The organism is Shewanella scandinavica (genome assembly GCF_031932065.1).
In the GTDB taxonomy this organism is placed as follows: Bacteria; Pseudomonadota; Gammaproteobacteria; order Enterobacterales; family Shewanellaceae; genus Shewanella; species Shewanella baltica.
Genome location: NZ_JAUOES010000004.1, coordinates 226763 through 251483 on the forward strand (window position 1 = coordinate 226763; position 24721 = coordinate 251483).

A 24721-nucleotide genomic window follows, 5' to 3' on the forward strand; every position below is an offset into this window, starting at 1 on the left:
TAAGGATTGACATGATTTTAGGATTAGCCAGAAGCTGGTCGCTTGCTGGTTATGCGGTCGCCACCATACTGGTGTTGCCACTGGTTGCGCTGATATTGCAGGCTTTGCAGCCTGATGAAGCCGTGTTTGGCCACTTGATGGCAACGGTTCTGCCAACTTATATCATCAACAGTTTATTGCTGATCTTTTGGGTGAGTTTGGGCGCGTTATTACTCGCGTTACCTTGTGCTTGGTTGATGGCTCGCTGTGAATTTGTCGGTAGGCGTTATTTGCAATGGGCGCTATTACTGCCCCTCGCTATGCCGGGATATATTGTTGCCTACGTTTATACCGATTTGCTCGATTATGCGGGGCCAGTGCAGCGCAGCTTGAGATCAATATTTGGCTGGAGCTCACCGCAGGATTATTTCTTCCCCGATATTCGCACCTTAGGCGGCGCGGCGTGCATGTTGTCGCTGGTATTATTTCCCTATATTTATCTCTTGGCGCGTACCGCGTTTATGGAGCAATCCTTAAGTTTGGCCCATGCTTCGCGCATTATGGGCTGTTCGCCGTGGCAGAGTTTTTGGCGGCTTTCATTGCCTATGGCAAGGCCAGCACTCTCGGTTGGCGTGGCTTTGGTGGCGATGGAAACGGCCGCCGATTTTGCGACGGTTAACTATTTTGCCGTGCCAACCTTAACCACGGCCGTGTACGACACTTGGTTGGGTTATGGCAATCTGACCGCCGCCGCTAAGTTGTCGGCGATTATCTTGCTGGTGGTGTTTAGCCTGATTGGATTTGAGCGTTTCGCCCGCCGCAAACAGCAGTTATTCCAAAAGCAATCGCGCATCCAAGCCAGTGATTTGTATCGACTCTCGACAGTGCAAACCGCAGTTGCACTGAGCTTTTGTGCCACTCTGCTGCTATTAGCCTTTTTGCTGCCCTTTGGGATTCTATTATCCTATGCCATTGGTTATTTTGAACAAAGCTGGGATGAGAGTTTTTGGCAGTTAAGCCTTAACAGTCTCAGCCTTGCGCTGATCACTAGCTTAATTTGTTGCTTAATCGCTTTGCTGCTCATGTTTGTACGCCGGATAAGCCCAAGACCCAGTGATGCCTTGCCCTCACGTTTAGCCTCGACGGGTTATGCCTTGCCCGGCACTGTGCTCGCTATCGGCGTATTAGTGCCGCTCACTATGCTCGATTTTGCGATTAATGATCTGGCGGATCTGCTTGGTTTAGACGGCCCAGGACTTATCCTGACGGGCAGCGTAGTTGCGTTGATTTTTGCCTTTTGCGTACGTTTTGTGGCGATTGCTATCGGCAGCGTTGAAAGTAGCTATAAACGCATCTCGCCATCGCTGGACATGGTGAGCCTGACTATGGGCCAAGGCCCACGGCAGTTGCTGCAAAGAGTGCATTTACCTCTACTTGGCAAGGGATTGTTTGCGGGCGCGTTATTGGTGTTTATCGAAAGCATGAAGGAACTGCCCGCAGCATTATTACTGCGACCTATCGGTTTTGAAAACCTTGCAACCTATGTTTTCCAGTTTGTGTCCGATGAAAAACTCGAGCACGGTGCCTTAGCCGCGATTGTCATTGTACTGGTGGGCTTAGTGCCGCTGATTTATTTAAACCGTTCATTGGAGCAACACAGCTGATGGCAAACACGCTCAAGCTCATGCAAGTTCATAGCGATTATCAGGGCCAGCAAGTACTCAAAGGTTTGAGTTTGACCCTCGACCAAGGGGAAATCCTTGCACTGTTAGGTCCCAGCGGTTGCGGCAAGACCACACTGTTGCGGGCGGTTGCGGGCTTACAGGCGATTAGCCAAGGTGAAATCCAGATCAATGGCCGCGTTGTGAGTGGCGACAGCCAGTTTTTGCCCAGCGAGCAGCGCGGTATCGGCATGATTTTCCAAGACTATGCGCTTTTCCCCCATTTAACTGTGGCGGAGAATATCCTTTTTGGCGTGGCTAAATTGTTGGCCGGCGAGCGTCAGGCACGGTTGGATGACATGCTAACCTTAGTCAAACTCGAAGGCTTAGCTCAGCGTTATCCCCATGAGTTATCTGGCGGTCAGCAGCAGCGCGTCTCGATTGCGCGGGCACTTGCCTATGAGCCGCAGTTATTACTGCTCGATGAGCCTTTTTCTAATATCGATGCCCAAGTGCGCTACGAAATGATGGCGGAAATTCGCAGCATTTTGAAACAGCGTAATGTTAGCGCGGTGTTTGTCACCCACAGTAAGGATGAAGCCTTTGTATTTGCTGATACTTTGGCGATTTTTAAGCAAGGCATTATAGTGCAGCATGGTAGCGCCGAAGCCTTGTATGCCGCCCCAAACAGTCGTTATGTGGCGGACTTTTTAGGTAGCGGTAATTACTTACCCGCCGCAGTGCTCGATGGACACAGAGTTGCCACTCCTATCGGCCATTTAACCAGCCTCACGCCATTAGGGTTGCCGAGCGAGTTCAGCGGTACGGTATTTTTGCGCCCGCAGCAATTGACGCTCAGCGCCGATGAGCAAGGTGTGGGCACGATCACAGAGCGGCGTTTTTTAGGCGCTTTTTGTCATTACTGGGTCAAAATTGAAGCCGCTTCCCACGCTTATTATGTCGAAGTGCGAAGCCAAATGATGCAGCTCACTATCGGCCAAAAAGTCGGGGTAACGACAGAGCCGCACTCGCTGGTGCTATTTGAATCTTAGGCATATTAATATTGTGCAGAGCAAATCTAAGCGGTCAGGTATTAATGCCACGGCGATAAGCTATCACCAACTAAAGTATGACATTTTTGCTTACGTTTAACTTGGGTCTATGCGGTATTGGTTGGTGATATTTTAGACCATCCTTGTTACCTTAATTTCTCCAGAGTGGGAGGAATTATGATAAAAACAATAAAATCAATTTGTACCTTAGTGACAGTGGCGACGGCGATGTCGTCTTCAGGAGTGATGGCTATGGATAGGATCACGGGTAAAGCCTTTGCAACGCGCTCTGAAGTGTATGCCACCCATGGAATGGCGGCGACCAGTCAACCACTCGCCACCCAAGTCGCTATTGATATACTCAAGCAGGGCGGCAGCGCGGTTGATGCGGCCATTGCCGCCAATGCCATGCTAGGGTTAGTCGAACCAACGGGTTCGGGTGTCGGTGGTGACTTGTTTGCCATCGTCTGGAGCGCGAAAGATCAACGCCTCTATGGCCTTAACGCTTCGGGTCGCAGTCCAAAATCCTTAAGTTTAGAAAAGCTTAAATCCCTCGGCTTAGACTATTTGCCACCGCTTGGGCCTTTGCCTGTTTCTGTGCCCGGCGCGGTGGATGGTTGGTATGAACTGCATAATAAGTTCGGCAAATTAGCTATGGCCGATAATCTCGCGCCCGCAATCCACTATGCCCGTGATGGTTTTCCTGTCTCCGAATTGATTGCTTATTATCTTGAGGGTAGCGGTAAAAAACTCGCAAAATTCCCCGGTTTTAAAGAAACTTATATGCCTAATGGCAAGATGCCAGCGGTGGGCGAAATCTTTAAAAACCCAGCGCTTGCTAATACCTATGAGAAAGTTGCCAAAGGTGGCCGCGATGCTTTCTATAAAGGCGATATCGCCAAAAGTATCGATAAGTACATGAAATCCCAAGGTGGTTATTTAAGTTATGATGACTTAGCCAGCCATACTAGCGACTGGATAGAGCCGGTTTCGGTGAACTACCGTGGTTACGATGTATGGGAACTGCCGCCCAATGGTCAAGGTATTGCGGCGCTGCAAATCCTAAAAACCATGGAGCCCTTTAATATTGCCGCCATGGGCTTTAATAGCCCTGAATATGTGCATTTATTTGTCGAAGCGAAAAAACTCGCCTTTGCCGACAGGGCTAAGTTTTATGCCGACATGGCCTTTAATAAAGTGCCGGTTAACGAGTTGATTTCGCAGCAATACAATTATGATCGCGCTAAGTTAATCGATCCCAATAAAGCGGCCAAGAGTGTCGATGCGGGTAATCCTGCGTTGCAACATGGCGATACTGTGTACCTGACCACAGCCGATAAAGACGGCAACATGGTGTCACTCATTCAAAGTAACTACCGTGGTATGGGTTCGGGGATGACGCCGCCGGATCTCGGTTTTGTGCTGCAAGACCGTGGGCAAATGTTTGATTTAACGGAAGGGCGTTTTAATACCTACGCACCGGGCAAGCGTCCATTTCATACCATCATTCCCGCTTTTGTGACCAAAGACGGTAAACCTTGGCTCAGCTTTGGGGTGATGGGCGGCGCGACTCAACCACAAATGCATGCACAGATTCTAATGAACCTGATTGATTTTAAAATGAACTTGCAAGAAGCGGGCGATGCCCCCAGAATTTTGCATATGGGTTCAACCGAGCCCACCGGCGAAGTGATGAATGATGGCGGCTATGTCAGTCTGGAATCGGGCTTCCCTGTGGAAACGCGCCGTGAGCTTATCAAGAAAGGTCATGTGCTGCGTGATGGACTTGGGGATTTTGGCGGCTATCAAGCTATTGGATTTAATGCTGAAACGGGCGTGTATCGTGCGGCTTCTGAGAGTCGTAAAGATGGTCATGCCGCGGGTTATTAACTTCAGCGCCACGCTAAGGTAAGCTTGAGGCAGAGTAAGCTCTGCTTCATTTATTCGATTAAACTGATTGACGAGACTTTTACAGTCTCGTCAATTTTTATATTTAGAGATCTTGGGCGCGATAAAGCAGCGTAATGAGCATTATCATGATAAACCAGAACAAACTGTGCGTTAGTTAATGTCATTTTCAGGTAAAGTTGCGGATAATATTGCCGAAAATGAATTTAGAAAAAGGGTGATAACCAAATGGATATACAAAATATGCCGCGTGAACAGTTGGGTGTGTGTGCAGAGGGGAACTTACACAGTGTCTATTTGATGTTTAATGCCAATGACAATGTAGAGTCACAATTACGTCCCTGTCTTGCCAACGTTGCGCAGTATATTTATGAGCTGACAGATCAGTATTCTGACAGTGCATTCAATGGTTTTGTAGGGATTGGCGCTAACTATTGGGATAGCCTCTATCCTAATGCGCGTCCTGAAATGCTTAAGCCTTTCCCTGCGATGCAAGTCGGCAGCCGTGAAGCACCGGCCATTGAATATGATTTGTTCGTGCATATCCGCTGCGATCGTTACGATATTCTGCATTTAGTCGCTAATGAAATCAGCCAAATGTTTGAAGACTTAGTGGAACTAGTCGATGAAGAACGTGGCTTTCGATTTATGGATAGCCGCGATTTAACCGGCTTTGTCGATGGCACCGAAAACCCTAAGGGGCGTCACCGTCAGGAAGTCGCTCTGGTTGGCGATGAAGATCCTGAGTTTAGGGGCGGCAGCTATATTCACGTGCAAAAGTATGCCCATAACCTGAGTAAATGGCATAGATTACCGGTTAAAAAACAAGAAGATATTATCGGCCGAACTAAGCAAGATAATATCGAGTATGAGTCAGAAGATAAGCCACTGACTAGCCATATCAAGCGGGTGAATCTTAAAGATGAGAACGGTCAGTCGATGGAAATCCTGCGCCAGAGCATGCCTTATGGTTCGCTGAAGGAGCAGGGATTGATGTTTATCTCTAACTGCCGTACGCCGGAGCATTTTGAAAAGATGCTGCATAGCATGATGTTTGGTGATGGCGAAGGTAACCATGATCATTTGATGCATTTTACTAAGGCGATGACAGGCTCATCCTTCTTTGCCCCCGCATTGGATTTTATGCTGCAATTCGACGAATAAGCTTTCGATATCTGCGCAGATTCAGCATCAATTAAACGCACTTACGCTAACGCCTAAGTGCGTTTTTTATGCTAATGCGCAGGGAGCCATTTTTTGATATCGAGTTGCCATTGCTGGGCAGTGAAATCGATAAAGGCGCGCACCAGATTTTGCTGATAACTGCGGGACAAGTACACAGCCCACAGGGTTTGGCCTGGCGTCGTAAAGTCGGGTAACACTTCTTTGAGCTGGCCGCTGGCAAGGTATTGATTAGCTAAGTCGCAGGGCAAGCGCACTATGCCATGTCCTCGCAGCGCCGCACTGACCAATACGCCCATGTCGTTAGCTTTAAGATTGCCGGTGACTTTTACATGCTCGGCTTGCAGCTCTTTCAGGAAAGGCCAATTTTGTTGCGCCGAGTGTATCAGGCAGTTGTGAGCCAGTAGATCTATGGGCTCGACAAGTGGTGTGTTGCTATCAAGGTAACTCGGCGCAGCGCAGATCACGGCATCTATGGTCATTAAACGGCGGGCAATCAAATTCTCATCGGGCTGCTCGGTGTAGCGCAGCGCCACATCGACTCGCTCATCCACCAATTGGGCAAAACTGTCTGACATCACCAGCTGAATGCTGACCTTAGGGTGAATTTTAATAAAGCGGTCGACGACATCAAACAGACTGTGCTGTCCAAGGCCAATCGGTGTGGCGATACGAATACTGCCCACCAGTTCACTGTTATGGCTGTGGGCACGGCTTTCCATGGCGGCTACTTCACTTAAGATCCGCTGGCAAAATTGCAGCGCTTCTTCGCCTTGCAAGGTCAGGCTGACGCTGCGGGTGGTACGGTGTAGTAAGCGTAAACTCAACCACTGCTCTACTTCTTGAATATGGCGGGACACCTGTAGGCGGCTGAGGTCTAAATGCTCGGCAGCTTTGGTAAAGCTGCCGCAGTTTGCCACTTCGACGAAACTGCGTATTGCGGCAATTTTATCCATATTAGTACCTCAAACTGAAACAATCATGCTCATTTATTGATGTTTATCACGGGAACCACTGCAAGTAAACTGGCTTCAATGTAAATCATCAGAGAGAGTTAACGAAATGAAAATCGCAATTTTAGGTGCAACAGGTTGGATTGGTGGTGCAATTTTAAAAGAAGCATTGAGCCGTGGGCACCAAGTAACTGCGCTAGTGCGTGATCCGAGCAAGTTATCCGCTACTGACGTGGTTGTGTATGCTGTGGATTTAGAGCAGCCATTAGTTGCGCAAACCTTTGCTGGCGTAGATGTTGTCATTGCCGCTGTTGGTGGCCGCGCACAACAAAATCATGGCCTAGTGGCGAGTACGGTTCAGCATTTACTGGATGTGCTGCCTAACGCTAAGGTGCCACGTTTATTGTGGGTTGGTGGCGCAGGGAGCTTAGAAGTGGCACCCGGTGTGACTCTGGTTTCTAGCCCAGATTTCCCCGCAGCATATAAAGATGAGGCGTTAGCTCAGGGTGAAGCTTTGCAGGTATTTCGTGCGGCGCAAACTGCAATCAATTGGACCTTTGTGAGCCCAGCCGCTGAGATTTATCCTGGCGAGAGTGAAGGCCTATATCGCCTTGGTGGCGACAGCTTCTTTACCGATGCTAATGGTCGCAGCCGCATTTCTGTTACGGATTACGCTAAAGCCATGTTAGACGAAGCCGAACAGGGCACTCACGCAAACCAGCGCATCAGTGTGGCTTACTGACCTTAGCGTATAAACATCGGTGCGCGAGAGATTGGCTTAAATGTGTAACGTAATCGGGACAATGGCCAAATAATCAGCGCAAGATTGGACAGAAATGCGTACAGATGAAATAGAACAGGTCAGCAAGCTGACCTGTTTTTTTATTCTGCGTAATTGAATAAAGATTTGATGGTTTCTAAGGTATCGGCGATATCTTGGATGCTCGATGGACAAATAAAGATAGTGTCATCACCGGCAATTGTGCCCAAAATGCCTTCTGGTTTACCGATAGAATCCAATAAACGGGCAATCAGCTGCGCAGCACCTGGGCTAGTTCGCACGACGATCATCGCTTGGTTATGATCGACGTCGAGTACCAAATTCTTCAACGGGCTACCCGCGGTGGGTACGCCTAATTCGGCCGGCAAGCAATACACCATCTCTTGCTTAGCGTTGCGAGTCCGCACTGCGCCGAACTTGCTGAGCATGCGTGATACTTTTGATTGGTTAATATTACCAAAGCCTTCAGCTTGCAAGGCGGTGACGATTTCACTTTGAGAGCCAAAGCGCTCTTCTTTTAAAATCGACTTAAAAATTCTAACAAGGTCATCCTGATTCTTGGTCGTTTGCATAATATTATTATTCGTTATTCAAAAAAACAGGCCCATTTTGAATATTTTTAGAAAAATTGTCAACAAATAACCAGATTGGTTGAATAAAAATTCACTAACTCCCTGTGGTTAAGCGTTTGCTGTGGGCTTAAAAATACCAATTTGAGTAATTGTTCTACATTGCTTCTAACTTATTCCGGAATTCTTTTGTCCCACGACTAAGGGATAATTGAAATTGTTGTGACATTCCAGTAATGTGACGCCAACGTAAATTAGATCCATGTCACACATATCCGAGAAATAACGGAGATAACTATGAAAGTTGCTGTACTTGGTGCTGCTGGTGGTATCGGCCAGGCTCTTGCCCTACTGTTAAAAACTCAACTGCCTGCGGGTTCACATTTGTCTCTATATGATATCGCACCGGTTACTCCGGGTGTTGCGGTTGACTTGAGCCACATCCCTACTGCTGTTGAAATCAAAGGTTTTGCTGGTGAAGATCCAACGCCTGCCCTCGTGGGTGCTGACGTTGTTCTAATTTCTGCTGGTGTTGCGCGTAAGCCTGGTATGGATCGTTCAGATCTGTTCAATATCAATGCCGGTATCGTTCGCAACCTGATCGAAAAAGTAGCGGCAACTTGCCCTACGGCTTTGGTTGGCATTATCACTAACCCAGTCAACACGACTGTCGCTATCGCAGCAGAAGTGATGAAAAAAGCGGGTGTTTACGATAAGAACCGTCTGTTCGGTATCACGACATTAGACGTGATCCGTTCTGAAACCTTCATCGCCGAATTAAAAGGCCTGAATGTTGCTGACGTTAAAGTCAATGTGATCGGCGGCCACAGCGGCGTGACCATTCTGCCATTACTGTCTCAAGTTGAAGGCGTGACTTTCACTGACGAAGAAGTGGCAAGTCTGACTACTCGCATCCAAAACGCGGGTACAGAAGTGGTTGAAGCTAAAGCCGGTGGCGGAAGCGCGACTCTGTCTATGGGTCAAGCGGCTTGCCGTTTCGGTCTGTCTTTGGTTCGTGGTCTGCAAGGCGAAGCTAACATCGTTGAATGCGCCTATGTTGACGGCGGCAGCGAGCACGCAGAATTCTTCGCACAACCTGTGCTGTTAGGCAAAAACGGTATTGAAAAAGTACTGCCTTACGGTGAAGTGAGTGCATTCGAAGCTAACGCTCGTGATTCTATGTTAGATACGCTGAAAGGCGATATCAAACTAGGCGTTGATTTCGTTAAATAATCTTTCGGATAATCTTTTTAGATTATGACGAATTAAAAAACGGAGCCATTGAGCTCCGTTTTTTTATGCCTCAGTTTTACACTTGCTCAATTTAACTCAATCGATCAGCGTCGCCTGGTGGGAATTTGGCAGTTATCGTCGCAGCGGGCTTTGCCCGTTAGTAGATAGGAGATGCGATATCTGTGTTTTGCGAATCTGAGATAGCACCAATCGGCCACAGTTTTAATCACGGGCAGGCGTAACAGTTGGATCCAAGCGCGCGTCCCTGTCAGTGCCCACGCTTTACAGGTGACATCTAACCCGAGTAACACTTCGCCCGTTGCGGTTTCACCGTGAAGAATAGTATTGGCGTAGTCTTTATCGATATGGCTGAAACGTTCACTAAAGTCGGATGCATTTAAATCTTCAAGCGCAATCAAGTTGTTTGGATCGCGTGCTTTCAGTTGACGCATTTCGGCGCTACATAATGGACAGTTACCATCATAAAAAATCCGCAGTTCCATCGGTACCACCTCTGATGACTTGATCACAATACTTGGTCTAAGCTCTTGGCTTGCGCACTTAAGCTTGGTTTTCTTCTAGCCTATACGCAGAATAAAGGGTTTTAGATCGCAGCTGATTTTAAATCAACGCTGATTTTAAATTGAATCCGCGCCTCATTTGGCTTTTTGTTAGGTTAAATTCAAATGAGTACAGTAACATCTTGGTTATTCATCAGCTTACCTTTAAGTGAACAAGGTAAAGCCTGACAAATAACGACTCAAAAGGATAGGTATGACATCTCCCATCATAATCACAGGCGTGGGTAAACGCATAGGTTACGCTTTAGCCAAACATTTTCTCGCCCAAGGTCAGCAGGTGATTGGTACTTATCGCAGCCATTACGATAGCATTGATGAGCTGAACGCTTTAGGTGCGACTCTGTATCCCTGCGATTTTTATGACGATACCCAAGTGCAATCCTTAATTGATGAGTTAACTCAACTGCCCCAAGTTCGCGCCATTATTCACAATGCTTCGGACTGGCTGCCAGATCCTGTTCTTACAAAGAATGAGCCTTTAAAGAGTCCCACTTTTACACCGAGCCAAGTGCTGCAGCGGATGATGCAAGTGCATGTGAGCGTGCCCTATCAGTTGAACTTGGCCTTAGAGGCGCAGCTACGTGCCGCTGCTGGCGATGAAATCGGCGGCAGTGATGTGATTCATATTACCGATTACGTGGCAGAGAAGGGCAGTCAGAAGCACATAGCCTATGCCGCCAGTAAAGCCGCGCTGCACAATATGACGCTATCCTTTGCCGCCAAATTCGCGCCCGAGGTGAAAGTCAATTCGATTGCACCAGCGATGATCCTATTTAATGCGGGAGATGACGCCGTCTATCAGCAAAAAACCTTAGCCAAAGCGCTGTTGCCGAAAGAGGCGGGGAATGAGGAGATTATTGAACTCGTGGACTACCTGCTTAATAGCCGTTACGTCACCGGTCGTTGCCATAATGTCGATGGCGGTCGCCAGTTAAAATAGTTATTTGATTTTTCGAGCAACAGCTAATGGCTTAAAACGTCAGTACGCGACTTGGGGTGATGATGAATGGCAAAGGCACATCCCAATGCTCGCAGGGTAAACTCACAACTTGCTGACAGTCGTGGGCGTAACCCATAGGCAAAGGTTTACCTTTAAGCTGCCAGTTCGCCAGTGTCCTATCGTAATAGCCGCCACCCATGCCCATGCGATTCCCCATTAAATCAAACGCCACTAAGGGCGTGATAACCACATCTAGCTCTGTTACTGGGATAATGGCGCGCACATCTAACTTAGGTTCTAAGATGCCGAATTGATTCGCCTGCATCGGCGTGTCAGCACTGTAATGCAGGAATAACAGTTGCCCAGCATTGAAGGGATGCAACCTTGGCAGATAGGTATGAATGCCCAATTGCCACAGCGCAGCGATCAGCGGCGGCGTGGCGAGTTCGCCATCGTGGGTGAGATAAAGCGCCACATGTTGCGCTTTGTTGGCTTGCAGTTTATCCAGCATGCGTTGGCTGGCGCTTAAGCTTGCTTGGGTTTGCTCGGTTTCTGAAAGAGATTTGCGGGCGATGCGAATATTCTTGCGTAACTGATTGCGGTTTTCTTTTGTATGAATGGCGATATTTGCCGCATGGCTGGCGATATCAGTCATTTCACCAACAGCAGCAACCTCTACGGCAAGGCGCGCCGTATCGCTTTTGGTGTTCAAATGAGAAAGTTTGGAGGATGTAGGCATAAATTAAGATGCTCCCCAGAATGCCGCTACCGGTGTAGCCCTTGAACCGTAGGTTCAAGGCGGGTAAATGATTACCTCCTAAGGCTTCTCGGTACAAGCCGAGCATGCACAATGTCAGTAAAGCATTCACCCTGAGATAAAAATTATCGGCACAGGGACATTACCAGTTGGCATGCATCCCAGGGAGCAAAAACGGTATTGAATCGCTAAAACATTGGCCTATGAGTATAATCCAGTTTAGCCATTCACTGTGCGTTAATTGACCTAATTGCCAAGGCGCACAGTTTAAATCTATTTAGTTGAACGCTCAACTAAGGCATTCTCGAGGGTCGACTGCAGCAAGCTGATCCTGTCGTCCATCTGTTGCATATAATGCTTATTTTTTTGCTTTTCTTGGAACAACTCGTGTCCAATATTCAGCGCCGCCATGATGGCAATTTCTTCGCGGCTTAGGCTATTGGTGCGGGTTTTTAACGCTGTGAGTTGTTGTTCAACTCCCAATGCCACCGTACGTAAAGCATCCTCTTGACCTTTCGGGCAAGCGATAGAGTAGGTGCGCCCAAGTAGGGTAATTTCAACAGCACTGTTACTCATGTCGCGGGTGATCCTTTCGTTAGCCTCTTAGGGCGGACTATATAGGGCTGATATTAAAAGTGCAAGGTAAGCCGCAATTGGATTGGTCTTTGACGGCTTTGTTTGCTGTTTGTGTGAGCAGTTGGATAATTTTTTATCAGGGTGTGGCCGATTTCGCCATTATTGGGATTCAGTATTGGTTCAAGTCTTTATCTCTGCTAGCATTGCTGCTGGAAAAATCTTATTGGGATCTGATATGGCAACCCCTCCTTCGTTACGTATCGACAGCTTAAAACTCGCCTTAGATGCAGCTGAAATCGGCCAACATCCGGTAGAAGTTCACGGTGCTTTAGTCGGTTTAATTTGCGGTGGTGTAGCGCAAACTGGCGACACTTGGATCAAGCCTTTATTTGACTTGATGAACGATGGTCAACCTTTGCCAGCGCAGTTGCATCAATTAGTGTGTGATTTGTTTAATGATTCAGTCGCGCGTTTAGTGGATTTTGAATTTGGTTTCATGCCGCTGTTGCCCGAAGAAGAAGAGCCGCTCAGCCAACGTGTTGAAGCCTTGTCCCTTTGGACCCAAAGCTTTTTGACTGGCATGGCAATTATTCAGCCGAAACTGAATCAAGCCTCGGCAGAAGTGCGTGAAGTGATCAAAGATTTGGCAGAAATTGCCCAAGTGGAATTTGATGTTGCCGACGATGAAGAATCCGAAGCCGCTTACACTGAACTACTCGAGTTTGTGCGCATTGCCGCCATTATGTGTTACTCGGAGTTTGGTCCTGAGATCCCGCTTGGCGAGACTGACGATACTGCGGTGGTGCATTAATTTACCGCGATTGTTTAGCGCTTAGGTTTAGTGCTTAGGTTAAATGCTTAATAAGTTAACGCAGTAGTGGCTTCATTTGATATCAAAGGCGGGCAAACCTGCCTTTGAATCCATAGCACTGGTGTTTTTGAGTGCATAGCACTGATGTTTACATCTCTTATGTTTACATGCCTTAGTGCCATGCCAAAGCTTGAATGAGATCCCCATGACGGCCACAAATCACATGGATACTTCAGTTCAACACGTCGACATCGCGATTGTAGGCGGTGCGATGGCGGGGGCGACGCTCGCGTTGGCTCTCGCGCGTCTTTCTTTATCTGCAGCTAGGCCGCTTTCTATCGCCTTAATCGAGGCGCATCTTCCCGATAAACAACACCCCGGATTCGATGCTCGCTCCATCGCTATCGCCCACGGCTCTATTTTCGAATTATCCCGTTTAGGCCTCTGGCCAAAGCTAGCCCATTTGGGCACGGCGATTGAAAATATCCATGTATCGGATCGCGGCCACTTTGGCATGACAGAACTCAATGCCGCGCAGTTTCATTTAGATGCCTTAGGCCAAGTGGTCGAGCTTGAGCGTGTCGGCCAAGTGTTATTTAACGAGCTGAACAAGAGCGAGGTAAAACTCTATTGCCCCGCCAAGCTTGCCCAAGTGGAACCCGCCATAGAAGGCCACACCTTAGTGCTCGACACGGGCGAGCGCCTTCAAGCAAAACTCGTGGTCGCCGCCGATGGTCTGCAATCCAAAGTGCGCAGCAGTTTTGCTTTGCCCGTGACCCAAGTGGCTTTTGAGCAAACCGCGATTATCGCCAATATTCAAACCGCCGATTTGCCAACCAATAGGCCTCACAAACATTGGGCCTATGAGCGTTTTACCGAGACAGGTCCCTTAGCTTTATTGCCTATGGCCGATAGCCAAGGTCAACCTCGTTTATCCCTGGTGTGGGCGCTCGATGATGCGCGGGCTAAACAGATGCAAGACGCACCTAAGGCCGAGTTTTTAGCGGCGCTGCAACAGGCCTTTGGTTATCGTGCTGGCACGTTTATCGATGTCAGCGCGCGCCATGCGTATCCGCTTAATTTGTCGTATATGCCAAGGCCAATCCATCACAGATGTGTGTTTATCGGTAATGCCGCGCAGACACTGCATCCTATTGCGGGGCAAGGCTTTAATTTAGGGCTGCGGGATGTAGTAAGCTTGCTTGAGGTGCTCAAAACGGCGCTAGCGCAGGGGGATGATATCGGCTCCGCCGCCGTGACCCATGCGTACCTTAATGCCCGCGAGCACGACAGAAACAGCACTATCCGCAATATCGAATTTTTAGTCCGTGGCTTTTCAAACCAATACTGGCCGATGGCGCTGGGTCGTAACTTAGGCTTGCGCTTATTATCTTGGTTTCCGCCACTTAAAACCCCCGTTGCTCAAAAGGCGATGGGCTGGAAATAACCCGCTTTTCATTACTGGTATCGCAACGCGAAAAGGATGTACCCATGTTAAGTTCACAAGCCTATGACATCGCCATTGTGGGTGGCGGCATGGTGGGACTCGCCACCGCGATTGGATTGGCGCAGGCCGATCTGAATGTCGTCGTTATCGATGCGGGCCACACGGATGCCGTTGTCGGCGAGCCGCGCCTGCGAGTGAGCGCCATCAATAAGGCGAGTCAGCGCTTGTTAGAAAACTTAGGGGCATGGGCTTATTTAGATACTTCCCGCGCTACGCCTTATCAAAAAATGGCAGTGTGGGATAAAGACGGTTTCGGCAAAATTGCCTTTGATGCCAACAGCATCAGCGAAACCAGTCTCGGCGCGATTATCGAAAACGATGCCATTAGCTTTGCGCTGGCCAAACGGGTCGCTGAGTTTGACAACATTACCCATATCCAAAACCAACGCTTAGAACGCATTGCCTTTGGTGAGCGCGAAGCTTGGCTGACCCTCGCCAATGGCGACAACGTAAGTGCCGCCTTGGTGATCGCCGCCGATGGCGCCAACTCTTGGGTGCGCGAGCAATGCAAGATCCCGCTGACATTTTGGGATTACGGCCACCACGCAATCGTCGCGACGATCCGCACCGAAATGCCGCACCTTGCCACCGCCCGCCAAGTGTTTTTAAAGGACGGCCCGTTAGCATTTTTACCCCTGTATGAAGATCATCTCTGCTCCATCGTCTGGTCGGTGCCGCCCGAGCGCGCCAATGAATTATTGGCGATGGACAAAGTGCAATTCGAGCGCAATTTAACCGCGGCTTTCGACGGTCGTTTGGGGATTTGCCAGCTGGAAAGCGAGCGCCAAGCCTTTCCATTACGGATGCGCTACGCCCGCCATTTTGCCCGCCACCGTTTAGTGTTGGCAGGCGATGCCGCCCACACTATCCATCCGCTGGCGGGCCAAGGGGTGAACCTTGGCTTTTTAGATGCGGCCAGCATCATCGAAGTCATCAGTGAATTACAGCAAGCGGGTAAAGATATCGGCGATTATGCCCAGCTGCGCGCGCTGGAACGTTGGCGTAAAGCCGATGCAATGGAGATGATTGCGGCGATGGAAGGCTTTAAACGCTTATTCGAAGGGACGAATCCGATTAAAAAAGCGATCCGCGATCTGGGCTTAAATCTGGTTGATAATGTCGCTGGGCTGAAAACAGTGTTCATACAACAGGCCATGGGCAATAAGTCGGCGCTGCCTAAGTTATGTCGTTAGCCTCGGTTGCGCTAATGTGATCAGAATTGCCGCTAATATCAGCATATTGACTGCAAGCTGCGCAAATCTGGTCTTCGCATGTAAAAAAATTACATGTTAAAGATGAGAAAATCTAATGACACTGACTTCGGATTAGAAAAATCTCCTGTATACAAATTTGTGACGCAAGGTATAATTTCGCCGCATTTTAGACCCTAGTATCTACACCCTACACTAGGCAGAGACCTGAAAAAGGCCGCAAAAAAGGGATAACAATGGCTAACAAAACTATTCTGTTTAACAAGCACTTAGAATCAAACGCTAAGATGGTCGACTTCCACGGTTGGGACATGCCTCTCAACTATGGTTCACAAATCGAAGAACACAATGCCGTGCGTCAAGACGCGGGTATGTTCGACGTTTCCCACATGACTGTGGTTGATGTGATTGGGAACGACGCTTGTGCATTTCTGCGTAAGTTGCTGGCAAACGATGTGGCTAAGCTTAAAGTTCCAGGTAAAGCCTTATACGGCGGCATGTTAGACGAAAATGCTGGCGTCATCGACGACCTCATCACTTACTATCTCACTGACACTAACTACCGCGTGGTAGTGAACTCAGCGACCCGCGAAAAAGATCTCGCTTGGATCGCCAAGCAATCCCAAGGTTTTGATGTCACTGTGACTGAGCGTCCAGAACTGGCGATGATCGCCGTTCAAGGTCCTAACGCTAAAGCGAAAGCCGCTGCCGTGTTCAGTAGCGATCAAAACGCCGCCATCGAAGGCATGAAACCTTTCTTCGGTAAGCAAGCCGGTTCTCTGTTTATTGCGACAACGGGTTACACAGGCGAAGCGGGCTACGAAATTATCGTCCCAGAAGACGAAGCCCAAGCTATGTGGCAAGCATTGTTAGATCAAGGTGTTAAACCTTGTGGTCTCGGTGCCCGTGACACACTGCGTCTCGAAGCCGGTATGAATCTCTACGGCTTAGACATGGACGAAACCATCAACCCATTGGCCGCCAACATGGGCTGGACCATAGCATGGGAACCAAGCGACCGTGACTTTATCGGCCGTAAAGCCCTCGAAACACTTCGCGATGCCGGAACCGACAAACTTGTTGGTCTAGTGATGGAAGAAAAGGGCGTGTTACGCCATGATATGCCAGTATTTTTCACCGACTCAGCCGGTGTTGAGCACCAAGGCGTGATTACCAGCGGTACTTTCTCGCCAACATTGGGCTATTCTATTGCGATGGCGCGTGTTCCTAACTCGATTGGGGATACGGCGGAAGTCGAAATGCGTAAAAAACGTGTGGCTGTTAGAGTAGTGGCGCCAAACTTTGTGCGCAACGGTAAACAAGCATTTTAAAAAAACGGAACAAGGAACAAGAACAATGAGCAATATTCCGACAGAACTGAAATACGCCTCTTCACACGAATGGATCCGCAAGGAAGAAGACGGCAGCTACACAGTAGGTATCACTGAGCACGCCCAAGAGCTGTTGGGTGACATGGTTTTCGTTGAACTCCCAGAAGTTGGCGACACTGTGACTGCGGGTGAAGACTGTGCTGTAGCTGAATCAGTAAAAGCGGCGTCTGATATTTATGCCCCTATTTCTGGCGAAGTGATTGCCGTGAACGAAGCGCTGGAAGATTCTCCAGAACTCGTTAACAGCAGCGCTTACGGCGAAGGCTGGTTCTTCCGCGTAATGCCTTCTGACGAATCAGAAGTCGACGCCCTGCTGGATGCCGAAGGCTACCAAGCTGTAATCGACGAAGATTAATCGTCGACGCTAACGAAGCCCTGAGGGGCTTCGTTTGTTTTAGCGCAAGATTGACATAACAACAGCCCGTTAATCAGTACCCTACAGTTCTGAATTACGGCAAATCTGGAACAAGGTTTATCATGACCAAGCAAACCCTCACTCAGTTAGAACAGCACGATTTATTCTTACGTCGTCATATCGGCCCTGATAGCAGCCAACAGCAAGCCATGCTGAACTATGTTGGTGCTGAGTCTCTGGACGATCTGACCGCGCAAATCGTGCCTGAGTCGATCCGTTTAAGCCAAGACCTGAGCATTGGTGATTCCTGCGGCGAAGCCGAAGGCATTGCCTACATTCGTGGTTTAGCGGACCAAAACCAAGTATTTAAGAGCTACATAGGTATGGGTTACTACGGCACTCAAGTGCCAAACGTGATCCTGCGTAACGTATTTGAAAACCCAGGTTGGTACACGGCTTACACGCCATATCAGCCAGAAATCGCCCAAGGTCGTTTAGAAGCCATTCTAAACTTCCAACAAGTGTCGATGGACTTAACGGGTTTAGATTTGGCTTCTGCTTCTTTGTTAGATGAAGCAACAGCTGCTGCCGAAGCGATGGCGCTGGCAAAGCGCGTTTCTAAAGCGAAAAAAGCCAATATCTTCTTCGTTGCCGATGATGTGTTCCCGCAAACCTTAGACGTAGTGAAAACCCGCGCTGAGTGTTTTGGTTTTGAAGTGGTGGTTGGCCCTGCAAGCGAAGCCGTTAACTACGAGCTGTTTGGTGCTTTGTTCCAATATACTAACCGTTTCGGTCAAATCACTGACTTCACCGAATTATTCGCAACTCTGCGTGCGAAGAATGTGATTGTGACTGTCGCCGCCGACATTATGTCGTTGGTATTACTGAAATCACCGGGCTCTATGGGCGCCGATGTGGTATTTGGTAGTGCACAGCGTTTTGGCGTGCCAATGGGCTTTGGTGGTCCACACGCGGCCTTCTTCGTTGCCCGTGACGAGCACAAACGTTCTATGCCTGGCCGTATCATTGGTGTGTCAAAAGACGCCCGTGGTAACCGCGCACTGCGTATGGCGATGCAAACTCGCGAGCAACATATCCGCCGCGAAAAAGCCAACTCAAACATTTGTACTGCACAAATTTTATTAGCGAACATGGCGTCTTTCTACGCTGTATTCCACGGTCCAGATGGCCTGAAAACCATCGCGTCACGCATTAACCGTTTCGCCGATATCTTAGCGGCTGGTTTACAAGCGAAGGGCGTGAGCTTAGTCAACAGCACTTGGTTTGATACCATCAGCATCAAAGGCTTAGATGTTGCTGCTGTTAATGCACGTGCACTGGCTGCTGAAATGAACCTACGTTTCGATGCCGATGGTATTGTGGGCGTGAGCTTAGACGAAACCACGTTGCGCACAGATATCGACGCCTTGTTCGATGTGATCTTAGGCGCTGGCCATGGTTTAGATGTTGCCGCGTTAGACGCGCAAATCGTGAGCCAAGGTAGCCAATCGATTCCGGCTGCACTCGTGCGCCAAGATGCGATTTTAAGCCACCCAACCTTCAATCGCTATCAAAGCGAAACCGAGATGATGCGTTATATCAAACGTCTCGAAAGCAAAGACTTAGCACTTAACTACTCGATGATTTCACTGGGCTCATGCACCATGAAGTTAAACGCAGCGGTTGAAATGCTCCCTGTGAGCTGGCCAGAATTTGCCAACATGCACCCATTCAGCCCACTGGATCAAGCTAAAGGCTTTACTCAGTTGATTGAAGAGTTGTCGACTTGGTTAGTGAACATCACAGGCTACGACGCTGTGTGTATCCAACCTAACTCTGGCGCTCAAGGTGAATACGCTGGCTTGTTAGCCATCAAGAAATACCATGAGTCACGCGGCGATGCGCACAGAAACATCTGTTTGATCCCGCAATCTGCCCACGGTACTAACCCAGCATCGGCACAATTAGCCGGTATGCAAGTGGTGGTGACGGCGTGTGATAAGCAAGGTAACGTCGATTTAGAAGATCTGAAGACGAAAGCTGCCGAAGTGGCTGAAAACCTGTCTTGCATCATGATCACTTACCCATCGACCCACGGTGTGTATGAAGAATCTATCCGCGAAATCTGCAACATAGTGCATCAGCACGGCGGTCAAGTGTACTTAGACGGCGCTAACATGAACGCTCAGGTCGGTTTAACGTCTCCTGGCTTTATCGGTGCCGACGTATCACACCTCAACCTGCACAAAACCTTCGCGATTCCACACGGCGGCGGTGGTCCAGGTATGGGCCCAATCGGCGTGAAAGCCCACTTAGCGCCGTTCGTTGCCGGTCACGTTGTGGTGAAACCGGGCCGTGAAAGTGATCACAACGGCGCTGTATCAGCCGCACCTTATGGTAGCGCGGGCATTCTGCCTATCAGTTGGATGTACATTAAGCTGTTAGGCTCTCAAGGCCTGAAAAAGTCGACCCAAACTGCGCTGTTAAACGCTAACTACGTGATGAAGAAGCTGTCTGAACACTACCCAGTATTGTTCCGTGGCCGTAACGATCGCGTGGCGCACGAATGTATTATCGACTTACGTCCACTGAAAGAAGCCTCAGGTGTGACCGAAATGGATATCGCTAAGCGTTTGAATGACTACGGTTTCCACGCACCAACCATGAGCTTCCCTGTTGCGGGAACCCTGATGATTGAGCCGACGGAATCTGAATCTAAGGTGGAACTCGATCGTTTCATCGACGCTATGGTGTCAATCCGCGCTGAAATCGCCAAAGTGGAATCGGGCGAATGGCCAGTGGACAACAACCCGCTGCACAACGCACCACACACTATGGCCGATATTATGGACCCAGAGTTTGATACGCGTCCATACAGCCGCGAAGTAGCCGTGTTCCCAAGTGCAGCAGTACGCACTAACAAGTTCTGGCCAACCGTGAATCGTATTGATGATGTCTATGGTGACCGCAACCTAATGTGTAGTTGTGCACCGATGGAAGACTACGAGTAAGGGCTGAATAGTACGTTATTCAGTTCTAACGTTTGATGAAAAGCGAACCCTTAGCGGTTCGCTTTTTTATTGCCTGCAATTTGGGGGGAGTTGTGTTTACCTGAATGGGTTTCAGAAGAATTGGTTTCTGCTGAATTGAGTGGTGCGAAGTTACTTTTGTATGGCTTTTGGCAACGGCATTTCCTAATTGCCTGCCGCAGGCTTTAGTACTGTTACACCAGTGACACGCCGTGGATACATCCCTGTAGGCTCTACTAAAACATCCTGTTTTAGAAGGTCACTAGTGTAACAATGCCAGTTTTGGTCTAACCATTGAGTGAAGGGTTATGCTTGTCCTAACTTTTGAAGGCATCTGAATTTTAGAAGGTCACAGGTGTAACAATTGAGCGAATAGTTATGCCTATCCCGTTCCCGCTTGCTTGCGTTCGCGTTATTTCAATCGGTTCGAATAAAATTGAAATAAACAGCTTTGCTTTCACTGGTGACATATGTAACATAAGGCACATAATCACTACTGGATATTTAGACAGCATGAGCATTGGAAAGAGTGGAAGAGTTGTCTTGCAAATCGACCCTAGTTTGAAAAAGCAGTTATATGGAGAACTGGCTATTCGAGGTTTAACTTTAAAGGAGTGGTTTCTTTTGAGTGCAAGCGAACTACTGAAAAATCATGACGTTAAAGCCCAATCAATTACTAATGAAGAAAACGAAAATAATGGCTGAAGAATTTGATAAAGACGAAATAGTCGAAGAAGTATCGAATACAAAAAAAGGCAAATATGATCCTCGCAACAAGTTGAATGATCTGACATCCAGTGAATGGATTCCAGAAACTATTTCTGTTTGGAATCAGAAAGGTCTTGGTGCAAAGCATCCTGATGTAAAAATTGAAAAACAGCACCCTGCTCCATTCTCATTTACTGATGTAGCAAGGCTTATCAGATTTTTTACAAAAGAAAATCAGGTTGTACTTGATCCATTTTTAGGTATAGGTTCGACACTCAAAGCTTGTGCGACGGAGCGTAGGCGTGGCATTGGTATAGAGCTTAATCCAAAGTATGCAGAACTATCGAAAGAGAGAATGGAAACAGAGTTGGTAGACAGCTCAAATAAATCCGAGCAAGTAGTTTTACAAGGTGACTCACGAGAAGTTCTAGATACACTTGAAGATAATAGTGTTGATTTTGTTGTTACCAGCCCTCCATACTGGAACATTCTTCATAAAGAAGATCATAAAGTAAAACAGGAAAGAAAAAAGCACTCACTGGATACAAAATATAGTGATGATGAAAATGATTTAGGAAATATTGATGATTATGATACATTCTTAGATGAACTAACTGGAATATTGTCTAAGTGTGCTCGGGTATTAAAGCCACAAAAATACATGGCAGTCATAGTTAGCGATTTTCGTGATAAGTCAAAATACATAATGTTTCATTCTGACTTAGCTAGAAAGCTGGACTTTGTAGGTCTGGAAATTCGTGGGTTGAAAGTTCTTTATCAAAGGCATAAGAGAATTTTCCCTTATGGATACCCCTACGCTTATGTTCCTAATATTCATAATCAATACATACTGATTTTGCAAAATGCTAAGAAATAATACTAATTTAATTCTCAATATCGATTGTATTGAAGGGTTAAAAAAACTACCTGATAACGCTGTAAGTCTTATAGTTGCTGACCCACCATATAACTTAAATAAAAATTTCGGAACGTGGAACGAAAGTAAAAAGAAAGATGTTTGGTTGCCTTGGAGTAAAGAATGGCTAAACGAGTGTAAGCGTGTATTAAAAGATGATGGTAGCATATTCGTATACGGCATACATCACCATCTTTGTTGGTTGCAGTGCCATATGATTGAAATCGGACTCGAATATCGTAGACAAATAATTTGGTACTATGAGAATGGATTCTCTGGATATAAAAACACACTACAAGCACACTATGAACCTTTACTATGGTTTTCAAAAACTAATAAATACACTTATCATATAATCAGAGAGCCATATAAGAGCGAAGAAAGGCTAAAAAACAAGATAACTAAAAATGGGAAAGTATGGACTCCTCATCCGGATGGGAGGATGGCTGGTGACGTTTGGAGTTTTCCAACTTTAGCTGGTAAACGATTTGAAAATGAGAAAGTCGATCATCCTACGCAGAAACCTCTATCAATTTCAGAGAGAATAATTAAGCACTTTTCTAATGAAGGTGATCTGGTAGTTATTCCATTTGCGGGAAGTGGTTCAGAGTGTGTTGCCGCCAAAAAGCTTAATCGCAATTTTATTGGATTTGAGTTAAATCCTGATTACATTGAAATAGCCAATAAGAGGCTGGATGATGTTTAAAAATATTATTTAATTGCTTGGTTAGAGCTATGAAATTTTTTTAGCTTAGATGTACTAGAAGATTGTGGCTGTTCATGATTCTGGATGCATTCACATCATCATTGATGTGCATGTATCTGTAAAGCTTATACAAAATTATGAACAGCCTCTGCTGATTATCATCGGTGAGAAAAGCTAATTCGCAAACATTTCATCTAAGTCATTGTGAGTATGACATTTTATTCCATGTTTCGATAACCAATTTTCGTGCTCTTCTGATATCTTTACTTCAAAAACTGCGACTAATGTAACTTTTTTTGCCCCTTGTAAGTCGCTGAACTCTTCATAGTATTTCAACTGCGCTAAGGCTGCTCTTACCTGAGATACCTCATCTCCCATGTATCCGTTTAGTGATTTTACTTCAAAAATAATAGCGTCATTTTCTCTTCTTGCTAAGCAATCATAAGGGGACTCATATAATGTGAAGCCTTTATTTTCTAAAATTTTCGCTATGATTTTTACGATAATATTATGCCTTTTTAGCCTGTCAGCTCTTAATGATAGAGTTTCTCGCATATTTTCAGCATGATTTTCATCCATTATTACATAATCTATGTCACCCTCGTTATATAAGGTTCCTGCATTTGCAATTTCATTTGCAGAAACCTTTCGTGAAGATTTTTTCTGATTTTTTAGGAATAATTTTGCACTTTCCTTATTGGTAGTTTGATGATTTTTTTCTTTTAAAAATAGTTTGTTATTTTTTTCTATTACTATGTCGCCTGCTTGCTCTGCAAATGATGGGAGAATCTTGATAGCATTGTTAATATTATTTGGTGAGTCATTAACTAGTTCTGCAATAATTTCTTCTAGCTTTCTTTTTTTTGAGTGATTCTTATAAATTTCCTCTGCTTTTTTAATTAAATCACAAACTCTAGATAACTCTTCTTCAGAGTCGTCTATTGTTTCTAAACATAAGCAAGAAAATTTCCGATTCAAACCAGGATTTTTTTCGACTAGTTTTAAAAGTACCTTATAAGGATGGAATCCAAACTCTCCTAACGAAATGTTTGAAAGTATTTTCTTCCAATTTTTTTTATGAACATCAGAAACTAAGTTTTTTTTAAAATCAAAAAGCTCAAAATTAATATATTCTGTACAAAAATATTGCCCGTTTTTATGCTCAAGGAATTTCAGATGGACTAATAGTTCTCTGATTCCACGGGCACTTGCTTCATATGAGCGGTTACTAGCTTTTTTCTCTCTTTGTTTTTGTAAATACTCTTCGATAGTTAGTTTTTTGTCTCTGTAGCCAATAATTTCTTCTTTGAGTAGTAATTCACCGATAGAGCTGTCACTTTTAAGATTCAACTGAATATGTTGCGCATGTCTAAATACTTTCACTGCCTTTGCCACTTTGGAAAAAGTGTTAATCTGATTTGGGAATCCATGTAGCATATCGAATAACTCTTGATTTATTAAAGGATTATGATTTATAGCACATATATTTGATTTTTAAAATAGAAATGGGTGATTACCCTCCTCTGTAATTTAGTGGACGTTAAAGTAAGATTTTTATCCTAAAAGTAGGATTTTCTGTATTTAAATATCAAGGTCTGACAGGGAAATACTAATTTAATAGGATGCTAGTTTCGTTTAAATTAAAATTTTTAAGCCTCTTGATTGAGGCTTTACATAATTCTGTATTCTATGCTTTAATAATTATTCGTTAAAATCGCGTTCTTTATGTTAATTTTTTTGTTTTACATTTTTTGTTGGTTTGCTATCGTGTTTTATCGTAATAGGTCAATTGGTTTATTGAATAAAGTATGCGCTTCATAATTTCCATTTTTATTTTTAATGAAGTTTAATATTTATTTGTAGTTTAGGTTATACGCTAATATTTTATTGCTTTTTATTACTTAATGCCTATTTA

The 24721-nt window shown here is 46.3% G+C and carries 22 protein-coding genes and 1 other RNA gene; 16 read left to right on the top strand and 7 right to left on the bottom strand.

Going from position 1 to position 24721, the window contains the following annotated elements:
- Nucleotides 1–11 precede the first annotated feature (11 nt).
- The 4 genes from Q4Q50_RS04935 to Q4Q50_RS04950 all read left to right on the top strand — a co-directional run bounded on the left by Q4Q50_RS04935 (nt 12) and on the right by Q4Q50_RS04950 (nt 5764).
- The gene (locus Q4Q50_RS04935; RefSeq protein WP_311898644.1) at nt 12–1643 is read left to right on the top strand and encodes an ABC transporter permease; all 1632 of its coding nucleotides are present in this window, start codon (nt 12–14) and stop codon (nt 1641–1643) included.
- Nucleotides 1643–2692 carry an ABC transporter ATP-binding protein gene (locus tag Q4Q50_RS04940; protein ID WP_311898645.1) on the top strand — a complete coding sequence of 350 codons (1050 nt, stop codon included), beginning with the start codon at nt 1643–1645 and terminating at the stop codon, nt 2690–2692. The genes Q4Q50_RS04935 and Q4Q50_RS04940 overlap by 1 nt, the downstream gene beginning before the upstream one ends.
- Before the next feature lie 177 nt (nt 2693–2869).
- Nucleotides 2870–4582: a gamma-glutamyltransferase gene (ggt, locus tag Q4Q50_RS04945; RefSeq protein ID WP_311898646.1), complete on the top strand. Its 1713-nt coding sequence runs from the start codon at nt 2870–2872 to the stop codon at nt 4580–4582.
- 246 nt (nt 4583–4828) lie between these two features.
- Nucleotides 4829–5764, top strand: a complete 936-nt coding sequence (locus Q4Q50_RS04950) for a Dyp-type peroxidase (protein ID WP_071939933.1) — start codon at nt 4829–4831, stop codon at nt 5762–5764.
- Nucleotides 5765–5835: 71 nt separating this feature from the next.
- On the opposite strand, the gene Q4Q50_RS04955 is transcribed toward Q4Q50_RS04950, so the two are convergent.
- Entirely contained in the window at nt 5836–6738 is a 903-nt protein-coding gene (locus Q4Q50_RS04955) for a LysR family transcriptional regulator (protein WP_006080171.1), read from the bottom strand.
- Between the two features lie 106 nt (nt 6739–6844).
- Between Q4Q50_RS04955 and Q4Q50_RS04960 the strand changes: the two genes are divergently transcribed.
- Nucleotides 6845–7477 (top strand): NAD(P)-dependent oxidoreductase, encoded by a 633-nt coding sequence (locus Q4Q50_RS04960; protein WP_311898648.1) that lies wholly within the window; start codon nt 6845–6847, stop codon nt 7475–7477.
- Between the two features lie 140 nt (nt 7478–7617).
- Here Q4Q50_RS04960 and argR read toward each other — a convergent pair whose 3' ends face one another.
- The gene (gene argR, locus Q4Q50_RS04965; protein WP_006080175.1) at nt 7618–8088 is read right to left on the bottom strand and encodes a transcriptional regulator ArgR; all 471 of its coding nucleotides are present in this window, start codon (nt 8086–8088) and stop codon (nt 7618–7620) included.
- A gap of 294 nt (nt 8089–8382) precedes the next feature.
- Between argR and mdh the strand changes: the two genes are divergently transcribed.
- A complete protein-coding gene (gene mdh, locus Q4Q50_RS04970) occupies nt 8383–9318 on the top strand; it encodes a malate dehydrogenase (RefSeq protein WP_011845758.1) in 936 nt (311 codons plus the stop codon).
- Nucleotides 9319–9422: 104 nt separating this feature from the next.
- On the opposite strand, the gene Q4Q50_RS04975 is transcribed toward mdh, so the two are convergent.
- Nucleotides 9423–9821 carry a thiol-disulfide oxidoreductase DCC family protein gene (locus Q4Q50_RS04975; RefSeq protein ID WP_311898649.1) on the bottom strand — a complete coding sequence of 133 codons (399 nt, stop codon included), beginning with the start codon at nt 9819–9821 and terminating at the stop codon, nt 9423–9425.
- A 271-nt stretch (nt 9822–10092) separates the two neighbouring features.
- Here Q4Q50_RS04975 and folM point away from each other — a divergent pair, with 271 nt between their 5' ends.
- Complete coding sequence (gene folM / locus Q4Q50_RS04980; RefSeq protein WP_311898651.1) at nt 10093–10839, top strand: dihydromonapterin reductase; 747 nt, start codon at nt 10093–10095, stop codon at nt 10837–10839.
- Nucleotides 10840–10870: 31 nt separating this feature from the next.
- Here the strand turns inward: folM and Q4Q50_RS04985 are convergent, their stop codons facing one another.
- The 3 genes from Q4Q50_RS04985 to Q4Q50_RS04995 all read right to left on the bottom strand — a co-directional run bounded on the left by Q4Q50_RS04985 (nt 10871) and on the right by Q4Q50_RS04995 (nt 12172).
- Nucleotides 10871–11578, bottom strand: coding sequence for a 5-formyltetrahydrofolate cyclo-ligase (locus tag Q4Q50_RS04985; RefSeq protein ID WP_311898653.1), 708 nt, complete (start codon nt 11576–11578; stop codon nt 10871–10873).
- A gap of 8 nt (nt 11579–11586) precedes the next feature.
- Nucleotides 11587–11767, bottom strand: a non-coding RNA gene (ssrS, locus tag Q4Q50_RS04990) — 6S RNA.
- Between the two features lie 102 nt (nt 11768–11869).
- Nucleotides 11870–12172, bottom strand: coding sequence for a cell division protein ZapA (locus Q4Q50_RS04995; protein WP_006080182.1), 303 nt, complete (start codon nt 12170–12172; stop codon nt 11870–11872).
- Between the two features lie 235 nt (nt 12173–12407).
- Between Q4Q50_RS04995 and Q4Q50_RS05000 the strand changes: the two genes are divergently transcribed.
- The 9 genes from Q4Q50_RS05000 (at nt 12408) to Q4Q50_RS05040 (ending at nt 22806) form a co-directional block, all read left to right on the top strand.
- Nucleotides 12408–12983, top strand: coding sequence for a UPF0149 family protein (locus Q4Q50_RS05000; protein ID WP_006080183.1), 576 nt, complete (start codon nt 12408–12410; stop codon nt 12981–12983).
- A 205-nt stretch (nt 12984–13188) separates the two neighbouring features.
- On the top strand, nt 13189–14430 hold the full coding sequence (gene ubiH / locus Q4Q50_RS05005; protein WP_311898656.1) for a 2-octaprenyl-6-methoxyphenyl hydroxylase: 1242 nt from the start codon (nt 13189–13191) through the stop codon (nt 14428–14430).
- 44 nt (nt 14431–14474) lie between these two features.
- Nucleotides 14475–15683: an FAD-dependent monooxygenase gene (locus Q4Q50_RS05010; RefSeq protein ID WP_311898657.1), complete on the top strand. Its 1209-nt coding sequence runs from the start codon at nt 14475–14477 to the stop codon at nt 15681–15683.
- 254 nt (nt 15684–15937) lie between these two features.
- Nucleotides 15938–17032 carry a glycine cleavage system aminomethyltransferase GcvT gene (gcvT, locus tag Q4Q50_RS05015; RefSeq protein WP_012090200.1) on the top strand — a complete coding sequence of 365 codons (1095 nt, stop codon included), beginning with the start codon at nt 15938–15940 and terminating at the stop codon, nt 17030–17032.
- A 25-nt stretch (nt 17033–17057) separates the two neighbouring features.
- A complete protein-coding gene (gcvH, locus tag Q4Q50_RS05020) occupies nt 17058–17447 on the top strand; it encodes a glycine cleavage system protein GcvH (protein WP_006080188.1) in 390 nt (129 codons plus the stop codon).
- A gap of 122 nt (nt 17448–17569) precedes the next feature.
- Entirely contained in the window at nt 17570–20458 is a 2889-nt protein-coding gene (gene gcvP / locus Q4Q50_RS05025) for an aminomethyl-transferring glycine dehydrogenase (RefSeq protein ID WP_311898659.1), read from the top strand.
- A gap of 531 nt (nt 20459–20989) precedes the next feature.
- On the top strand, nt 20990–21181 hold the full coding sequence (locus Q4Q50_RS05030) for a hypothetical protein (protein ID WP_311898660.1): 192 nt from the start codon (nt 20990–20992) through the stop codon (nt 21179–21181).
- Nucleotides 21174–22061 carry a DNA methyltransferase gene (locus Q4Q50_RS05035; protein WP_311898662.1) on the top strand — a complete coding sequence of 296 codons (888 nt, stop codon included), beginning with the start codon at nt 21174–21176 and terminating at the stop codon, nt 22059–22061. The genes Q4Q50_RS05030 and Q4Q50_RS05035 overlap by 8 nt, the downstream gene beginning before the upstream one ends.
- A complete protein-coding gene (locus Q4Q50_RS05040) occupies nt 22048–22806 on the top strand; it encodes a DNA-methyltransferase (RefSeq protein WP_311898663.1) in 759 nt (252 codons plus the stop codon). Before Q4Q50_RS05035 ends, Q4Q50_RS05040 begins: the two co-directional genes overlap by 14 nt.
- A gap of 174 nt (nt 22807–22980) precedes the next feature.
- On the opposite strand, the gene Q4Q50_RS05045 is transcribed toward Q4Q50_RS05040, so the two are convergent.
- A complete protein-coding gene (locus tag Q4Q50_RS05045; protein ID WP_311898664.1) occupies nt 22981–24243 on the bottom strand; it encodes a hypothetical protein in 1263 nt (420 codons plus the stop codon).
- Nucleotides 24244–24721: the final 478 nt, after the last annotated feature.